Below are 8,907 nucleotides of genomic sequence, written 5' to 3' on the forward strand. Positions count from 1 at the left end.
AGGAATCTAAAAAAGAGCCGTTTGGCTCTTTTTCTTCTTGGCGATTATGGCACGAGTCTGTCATTACGAATATGACTGATAAAGCTTTGCTTCTCAGCAGCAAATAGGTCGTTTGCCTCCAACATGTCCTTGAGGAAGTAGTAGCGACTGTTACCGTGCTTGGTCCCAGCTAGGGTTTGGACCAGCGGTGACAGTTGAGATAACTCAAGAATGGTCCCGTCCTTCTGGATAATCTCAATCTGAGTTCGCGGATTTTTGACCTCGGGCCGATAAATATCGTAGGGGAGGTCGAAATTATTATGAACAGCGGTATAGTAGGCAGGATCAAAGCCGACACTGGCGACGATTTGGTCTAGGGATAATAGCAGAGCTTCCTGGCCGGCTTCAAAAGTAGCAGACTTGAAAATCTTCCGGTTGACGAAGCGGTCTGCCAAATCAGACAAGATAGGGTCTGGACTGGTCATCCAGGTTTGGAAATAGGTGTTCATCACCCCGTCATCTAATTTGAGATAGTCCGATAAGGTATAGGCCTGTCTAAAAAATGGCAAGAGATTGGGAGAGGTTAGTTCAAAATAAGCAGTCTGCTCCTCAAAGAGGGCCTTGGCCCGGTCCAGTAACTTTTGCAAGAGAACTTCAATGGCACGACTGGCTGGATGAAAATAAACCTGCATGTACATCTGGTAGCGACTAACGAGATAGTCCTCAACCGCATGCATTCCGGACTGACTAAAGACGATACCAGTCTCCACAGGCATCATGGACTTGAGGATACGGGTCAAATCAAATTGACCGTAGTTAACGCCTGTATAATAGGAGTCTCTTAGCAGGTAATCCATGCGGTCCGCATCAATCTGAGAGGAAATTAACTGGACGACCTGAGGATTGGGGTAGGTATGGTTGATGACGCTGGCTACCTTCTGGGGAAAATCGGGAGACACACGAACCAGAACCTGATAGACTTCGGTCTCTGGATTGGTGATAATAGCTTGAGTCAAGGCCTCGTGGTCTGTCCCAAATAGCCGTTCAAAGGTGTGGGAATAAGCACCGTGGCCAACATCGTGAAGGAGGGCACCAGCCATGGTGACCAGATTTTCCTCAGCCTTCCAAGTCTCTGGATAAACCTGCTCAAAGCGTTCGACCATTCGACGAGCGATATTATAGACACCTAGGCAGTGGGAAAATCGACTGTGCTCACCCCCGTGAAAGGTGTAGCTGGTTGTTCCCAGTTGTTTAATGCGGCGGAGGCGTTGAAATTCTTTGGTATTGATTAAATCGTAGATGATAGGATCTTTGACCATGATATCCATGTGGATAGGGTCACGAAAAATTTTTTCTAACATAGCCCTATTATAGCAAGCTGAGTCTGATAATGCCATGAAAAACCAGTACAAAAAGACATTTCAAGCAGGCTAACTTGGTCAGCACTGCTATTTTTTGATAAAATAGAAAAAAAAACGAAAAAAGGAATGCGGATGAAAATACGGTTAACCAATGAAATTGACCTCGGGGGTCAGATGGAAGTTGTCGATCAGATTTTTCCGGTCGATGTGACAGAAAAAGCTGGGAAAATCTACTTGGTCTACACAAATGACGAGGGTGAAAAGGTTATTCTTAAGTGTGATGCAGAGGAGATGACCATGACACGCTACTCGGAGCCAAAGACAGTCATGCGGTTCCATCGAGACCAGGAAATGCTGGTAGCCCTGCCGACACCTATGGGCATGCAGTACCTGGTGACAGACACCAAAACCTATAGCTTTGAACCGAATGAACAAAACCTGAGCCTGTCCTACGATCTTAAGCAGGAAGAAAGTAATGGGATTTTTGCCTCCTATCAGTTAGAAATTAGCTGGGGATAGGTGTTTATTTAGGTTGAAAAATCTGGTTTTAGAACACTTTTCCTTGAAAAAAATTCTAAATTTGTTATAATACATAGTATCTCAAGGGAGTAGCAGACAGCTGGCGCAGAGCGTTAGCTGTGGTGGTGTCGTCAATCCGAAAGCAATTTCCGGCATCACCTTAAACAGCGAGACTTGTTTTAATAAAAACAGGTCTCTTTTTCTGTAAAAAGGGACCGGAAGGAGTATATTTTGTCACAAGAACAAAAGCGCGACGCTTTTTACACACAGAGTGAAAGCGATGTTTTAGAAGCCTTGGGCACCTCTAAAGAGGGCTTGAGCAATGACCAGGTCAAGGAGCGTTTGGCTTCTTACGGCCGCAACGAATTGGAAGAGGGTGAAAAACGTACGGTCTTCCAAAAATTCTTAGACCAGTTCAAGGATTTGATGATTATCATCCTCTTGATTGCGGCAGCGCTCAGTGTTGTCACTGAAGGAATGGAGGGCCTTGCGGACGCTATCATCATCTTGGCCGTAGTTGTTTTGAACGCTGCCTTTGGAGTTTACCAAGAAGGCCAAGCAGAAGCAGCCATTGAAGCTCTTAAAAACATGTCTTCCCCTGTTGCCCGCGTCCGTCGTAATGGCCACGTGATCGAGGTGGATTCTAAAGACTTGGTGCCTGGGGATGTGGTTATGTTAGAAGCAGGTGACGTTGTTCCTGCCGATATGCGTCTTTTAGAAGCTAATTCCCTAAAAATCGAAGAAGCAGCCTTAACAGGGGAATCTGTTCCGGTTGAGAAAGACTTGGCAGTTGAGTTGGCGGCAGATGCCCCAATCGGTGACCGTGCTAACATGGCCTACCAGAACTCAAACGTCACTTACGGTCGTGGTTCTGGTGTCGTAACCAATACTGGTATGTATACTGAAGTGGGTCATATCGCAGGCATGTTGGCGAACGCTGAAGAGAGCGATACACCGCTTAAACAGAGCCTCCACCAATTATCTAAGGTCTTGACCTATGCGATTTTGGTCATCGCAGCCATTACCTTTGTTGTCGGTGTCTTTGTTCAAGGGACACCGCCACTGAAAGGCTTGACGGTTGCCATCGCCCTTGCGGTTGCAGCCATTCCAGAAGGTCTTCCAGCCATCGTTACCGTTGTCCTTTCTTTGGGGACCAAGGTTCTCGCTAAGCGAAACGCCATCATCCGGAAACTCCCTGCCGTTGAAACCCTTGGTTCGACAGAAATTATCGCGTCTGACAAGACCGGTACTCTGACCATGAACCAAATGACGGTTGAAAAAGTCTACACCAACGGTCAACTGCTCAATTCATCTGAAGCTTTTGCGGCAGATAACAACACCCTGCGTGTCATGAACTTTGCCAATGATACTAAGGTTGACCCTTCTGGTAAACTCATCGGTGACCCAACGGAAACAGCACTTGTCCAATTTGGTCTAGACAAGAACTTCGATGTTCGTGAGGTCTTGGAAGTTGAGCCACGTGTGGCAGAATTACCATTTGACTCTGTTCGTAAGCTCATGTCTACAATTCATCGTCAAGCGGACGGCCGTTACTTTGTAGCGGTGAAGGGTGCCCCTGACCAACTCCTCAAACGCGTAACGCAAATTGAGGAAAACGGCCAAGTTCGTCCGATCACAGATGCAGATTGTCAAGCTATCTTGGCCGTTAACAAGGACTTGGCCAAACAAGCTCTTCGTGTCCTCATGATGGCTTATAAGTATACTGATAGTGTGCCAACCCTTGAAACAGAAATCGTTGAAAATGATCTTGTCTTTGCTGGTTTGGTCGGTATGATTGACCCTGAGCGTGCTGAAGCTGCAGAAGCCGTACGTGTCGCTAAGGAAGCGGGTATCCGCCCAATCATGATTACTGGTGACCACCAAGATACAGCAGAAGCGATTGCGAAACGTCTCGGAATCATCGATCCAAATGACACAGAAGACCATGTCTTTACTGGCGCAGAGCTCAACGAGCTTTCTGACGAAGAATTCCAAAAAGTTTTCAAGCAATACTCTGTTTACGCCCGCGTATCACCAGAGCACAAGGTACGTATCGTAAAAGCCTGGCAAAATGATGGTAAGGTCATTGCCATGACGGGTGACGGGGTCAACGACGCACCAGCTCTCAAAACAGCCGATATTGGTATCGGTATGGGGATTACAGGAACAGAAGTTTCCAAAGGTGCTTCTGACTTGGTCCTTGCCGATGACAATTTTGCCACCATCATAGTAGCGGTTGAAGAAGGTCGTAAAGTCTTCTCGAACATCCAAAAGACGATTCAGTACTTGCTGTCTGCCAACATCGCAGAAGTCTTGACTATTTTCCTTGCAACCCTCTTTGGATGGGATGTCTTAGAGCCTGTCCATCTCTTGTGGATCAACTTGGTAACCGATACCCTTCCAGCGATTGCGCTTGGTATGGAACCAGCTGAACCTGGTGTCATGAGTCACAAACCTCGTGGTCGTAAGTCTAGCTTCTTCTCAGGTGGTGTTTTTGGTGCGATTGCCTACCAAGGTCTCATGCAAGGTATCTTAGTGCTGGGTGTCTATGGTTATGCCATTACCAACCCCGTTCATGTTGGAGACAACCATGCCATCCACGCAGATGCTTTGACCATGGCGTATGCAACCCTCGGTCTCATCCAGTTGGTACATGCCTTCAATGTCAAGTCTGTTTACCAATCTGTCTTTACAGTTGGACCGTTCAAGAACAAGACCTTCAACTGGGCTATCCTTGGTTCCCTTGCCTTGTTGCTGGCAACCTTGACCATTCCAGTCTTGGAAAAAATCTTCCACGTGTCTCACTTGGAGGTGCACCAATGGGCTGTTGTCCTTGTTGGTAGCTTACTTGCCTTTGTCATCGTTGAAGTTGTGAAAGCTATCCAACGTGCACTTGGCATGGACAAGAATGCGATTTAATCAGTTTAGAAAAGTTGAGTTTAGCTCAACTTTTCTTTATTTTTATGGAAAGTAGAATTATTTTGCAGTCAGAAGTCCCTATGTTATCAGTTTTATTTAGAGAAATCGAAAATAAGTTTTTGAAAAACATTGCAAATCACTTGAAAAAAATTTTTTATGTGGTATACTTAACCAGTAAACCGTTAACTGGTTAAAAATACTTAAAGGAGTTTTCTCATGAAAAAGAAATGGCTAGGTTTAGCTGCGACAGCTGCCTTGACTCTAGGACTTGCTGCTTGTAGTTCAAGTCAATCAAGTACTAAAGAAGATGATAAATTAGAAGTTGTTGCTAGCTTCTATCCGATTTATGAATTTACGAAAAACATCGTTGGTGAAGAGGGTAATGTTGAACTGCTTATCGGAGCAGGTACCGAAGTGCATGGTTTTGAACCATCAACCAAAGACATGACCAAAATCCAAAATGCGGATGCCTTTGTCTATGATGATGAAAATATGGAAACTTGGGTTCCAGATATTCAAGAAGCTATTGATTCTGACAAGGTTAATTTCGTCAAAGCAACAGGAGATATGCTTTTGATGGCTGGAACTGAGGAAGAAGGTCATGACCATAATCATGGCGAAGAAGGTCACCATCACGAGTTTGATCCGCATGTTTGGTTGTCGCCTACTCGTGCCATTACTATGGTAGAAAACATCCGAGACAATCTCTCAGAAGCTTATCCTGACAAGGCTGAGACCTTTAAGACCAATGCAGATGCCTACATCAAAAAGTTGGAAGAGTTGGACAAGGAGTATTCAAGTGCTCTGTCAACAGCTCAACAAAAGAGTTTCGTGACTCAGCATGCTGCCTTTGGTTACTTGGCTCTTGATTATGGATTGACACAGGTTCCAATTACAGGGATTTCTGCAGATACAGAGCCGACCGCTCAACGCTTAACAGAGTTGGTTAAGTATGTCAAAGAATACGAAATCAAGTATATCTACTTTGAAGAAAATGCCTCTTCAACAGTGGCGAAGACCTTGGCTGATGAGGCTGGTGTTAAAACAGCAGTCCTTAATCCGCTCGAAAGCTTGACCAACGATCAAATGAAGGCCGGGGAAGACTATTTCTCAGTGATGCGCTCAAACTTAGAAGCTCTGCAATTGACTACAAATGTTGCTGGTAAGGCTATCCAACCTGAAGAAGATACGACCAAAACTGTAGCTAATGGTTACTTTGAAGATGCTAATATCAAGGATCGTACCTTGTCAGATTGGACTGGTGAATGGCAATCAGTCTACCCTTACTTGCTTGATGGCACCTTGGACCAAGTCTGGGATTATAAGGCTAAAAAATCCAACGGTAGCATGACTGCTGCGGAGTACAAGGACTACTACACGACTGGTTACAAGACTGATGTTGAAGCTATCAATATCGACGGTGACAAGAATACGATTGAGTTTGTGCAAAATGGCAAGAGCCATAAGTTTACCTACGAATACGTTGGCTATAAGGTCTTGACTTATAAAAAAGGTAATCGTGGTGTCCGCTTCCTCTTTACAACCCAGGATGAGAATGCGGGTGAATTTAAGAACATTCAATTCAGTGACCATGGAATTGCTCCGCAAACAGCTGAACACTTCCACCTTTTCTGGGGTGCTGAAGACCACGAAGTTCTCTTTGAAGAAATGGAAAACTGGCCAACCTACTATCCAGCTGATTTGACTGGCCACGAAATCGCTCAAGAAATCGTTGCTCACTAATGACTCTCCTAAATAATAAATGCTACTCGAAAGGGTGGCATTTTTTGCTGAGAAAAATAAAATTCAGTCCTAAGACCGATGAAAAGCATGTTATACCAAGCTATAATAAAATCATCCTTAAAAATTTCTTTTCATAAAAATCTCCCATTTTTAGCCAGCCTTAGCTGGTTTTTTATATTTGAAAATCGCTTGAAAATTTTCAGAATTTTCGATAAAATATGATTAATATTTTTATTAGAGAGGTTATAGAGATGGCAGAGCAGAAGAAAGAAGTTGGTCATAATTTTCTAGCTAAGTTAGGGAAAAAGAGGTTGCGACCAGGCGGGATTGAAGCGACAAATTGGCTGATTGACCAAGCCGACTTGTCTGCTGATAGCCGAGTGCTTGAAGTTGCTTGTAACATGTGTACAACTTCCATTGAACTAGCTCAGCGTTTTGGCTGTCAGATTATAGCAGTTGATATGGATCCTAAGGCCTTGGAAAAGGCAAAAACAAACGTTGATCAGGCTGGTTTGACGGATAAGATTACCCTTCATCAAGCCAATGCCATGAAATTACCCTTTCCAGATAATAGTTTCGATGTTGTTATCAATGAAGCTATGCTGACCATGTTACGCGGGCAGGCCAAGTCTAAAGCCATTCAAGAATATCTACGTGTCTTAAAGCCAGGTGGGAAGCTACTGACTCATGATGTGACCTATCTCGACCCTAAGATGACGACGGTTTTGGCTAATTTGAGTCAGACGATTCATGTCAATGTTGAGCCCCTTCACCTAGATGCCTGGCAGGAGTTGTTCAAGTCCAATGGCTTTATTCAAGTGACTGCCAAACATGGGCCAATGACACTGATGTCAATCCCAGGCATGATCCGTGATGAGGGGCTATTTGGGACTCTCAAAATTACCTACAATGGACTTAAGAAAGAAAACCGCCAACAGTTCCTCTCTATGTGGAAATTTTTTGATGGTGCCAAAGCCGATTTAAATTATATTGCGGTATGTAGTGAAAAATAGAGTGAGAAGATTGGAGTAAAACGGCTTCAATCTTTTTTCTAAAAATGGGATTTCTCCTTGTAAACGGTTGACAAATTCAGATGAAAGGGATATAGTATATATAAAGGTTAATATATCAATTAAAAAGGAGTTTGACATGGTACTTACCGAAAACAAGCGTCGTCTCATGGAGCAATTATCAACTGGATCTGGCATCATTTCAGCCTTGGCCTTCGACCAACGTGGAGCCTTGAAAAAAATGATGGCCAAGTATCAACCTGAAGCACCAACACGTGAACAGATTGAAGAACTCAAGTCTTTGGTTTCTGAAGAATTGACCAAGTATGCGTCTTCTATCCTCTTGGATCCAGAGTATGGCTTGCCAGCAGTCGAAGTCAAAGACCCTGCTGCAGGATTACTCTTGGCCTATGAAAAGACTGGTTACGATGCCAGCACGACAACTCGTTTACCAGACTGTCTCAATGATTGGTCGGTAAAACGTCTCAAAGAAAAAGGAGCAGATGCTCTGAAATTCTTGCTCTATTATGATGTAGACAGTGCAGATGACATCAATCAACAAAAACAAGCCTACATAGAACGTATTGGTTCAGAGTGTAAGGCAGAGGATATTCCATTCTATCTTGAGATTTTGGCTTACGACGAAACGATTGCGGATGCGGCAAGTGCAGAGTATGCAGCTGTTAAACCTCGCAAGGTTATTGAAGCCATGAAAGTTTTCTCTGACGAACGCTTTGGTGTGGATGTTCTCAAGGTTGAAGTTCCAGTTAACATGAACTATGTAGAAGGTTTTACTACTGGCGAAGTCGTGCATACCAAAGAAGAAGCAGCTGAGTTCTTCCGTCAACAAGAAGCTGCCAGCCACCTACCATACATCTACCTGTCAGCAGGTGTATCTAGCAAACTCTTCCAAGAGACGCTTGTCTTTGCGGCTGAATCTGGTGCAAAATTCAATGGTGTTCTCTGTGGACGTGCAACCTGGTCAGGATCTGTTGAGGTCTACATCAAGGAAGGACCAGAAGCGACCCGCACTTGGCTTCGTGAAGAAGGCTTCCGTAATATCGATGAACTTAATCAAGTACTCGTTAAGACAGCTACTCCATGGACCGAAAAAGCTTAATCTAACATTGCTCTCCTACTCGCTAGAGAACTCCATCTGGAATTTTCTAGCGTTTTTGTTTGCCCTAATACTGATTCAAAATTTCATAAGAAACATCAGGTTGATGCAGACATCAGAGAGATACGGACGTAAGGCTTAATTTAGAAGATTCTTAGTTGACAATCACACACCAAAAAAGCCTCTCCCGATTTCTCGGAAAAGGCTTGATTTCAACAGTTTTATTTGGTAAATGCGGATTCTTATTTGAGACCGTATT

The 8,907-nt window shown here is 44.1% G+C and carries 6 protein-coding genes; 5 read left to right on the top strand and 1 reads right to left on the bottom strand.

Annotated elements, in window-relative coordinates; genetic code table 11:
* Positions 1-44: 44 nt before the first annotated feature.
* Entirely contained in the window at positions 45-1,340 is a 1,296-nt protein-coding gene (locus ACFORF_RS07555; RefSeq protein ID WP_380426939.1) for an HD domain-containing protein, read from the bottom strand.
* 132 nt (positions 1,341-1,472) lie between these two features.
* Here ACFORF_RS07555 and ACFORF_RS07560 point away from each other — a divergent pair, with 132 nt between their 5' ends.
* The 5 genes from ACFORF_RS07560 (at position 1,473) to lacD (ending at position 8,651) form a co-directional block, all read left to right on the top strand.
* On the top strand, positions 1,473-1,859 hold the full coding sequence (locus ACFORF_RS07560; RefSeq protein ID WP_380426941.1) for a DUF1934 domain-containing protein: 387 nt from the start codon (positions 1,473-1,475) through the stop codon (positions 1,857-1,859).
* Positions 1,860-2,090: 231 nt separating this feature from the next.
* Positions 2,091-4,778: a cation-translocating P-type ATPase gene (locus ACFORF_RS07565; protein WP_380426943.1), complete on the top strand. Its 2,688-nt coding sequence runs from the start codon at positions 2,091-2,093 to the stop codon at positions 4,776-4,778.
* A 216-nt stretch (positions 4,779-4,994) separates the two neighbouring features.
* Positions 4,995-6,521, top strand: a complete 1,527-nt coding sequence (locus ACFORF_RS07570; RefSeq protein WP_380426945.1) for a metal ABC transporter solute-binding protein, Zn/Mn family — start codon at positions 4,995-4,997, stop codon at positions 6,519-6,521.
* Positions 6,522-6,772: 251 nt separating this feature from the next.
* Entirely contained in the window at positions 6,773-7,534 is a 762-nt protein-coding gene (locus ACFORF_RS07575) for a class I SAM-dependent methyltransferase (RefSeq protein ID WP_380427097.1), read from the top strand.
* A gap of 136 nt (positions 7,535-7,670) precedes the next feature.
* Entirely contained in the window at positions 7,671-8,651 is a 981-nt protein-coding gene (gene lacD, locus ACFORF_RS07580) for a tagatose-bisphosphate aldolase (protein ID WP_380426947.1), read from the top strand.
* The last annotated feature ends 256 nt before the right edge of the window (positions 8,652-8,907 follow it).

The sequence above is a fragment of the Streptococcus caprae genome, assembly GCF_042649745.1.
Taxonomy (GTDB): domain Bacteria; phylum Bacillota; class Bacilli; order Lactobacillales; family Streptococcaceae; genus Streptococcus; species Streptococcus caprae.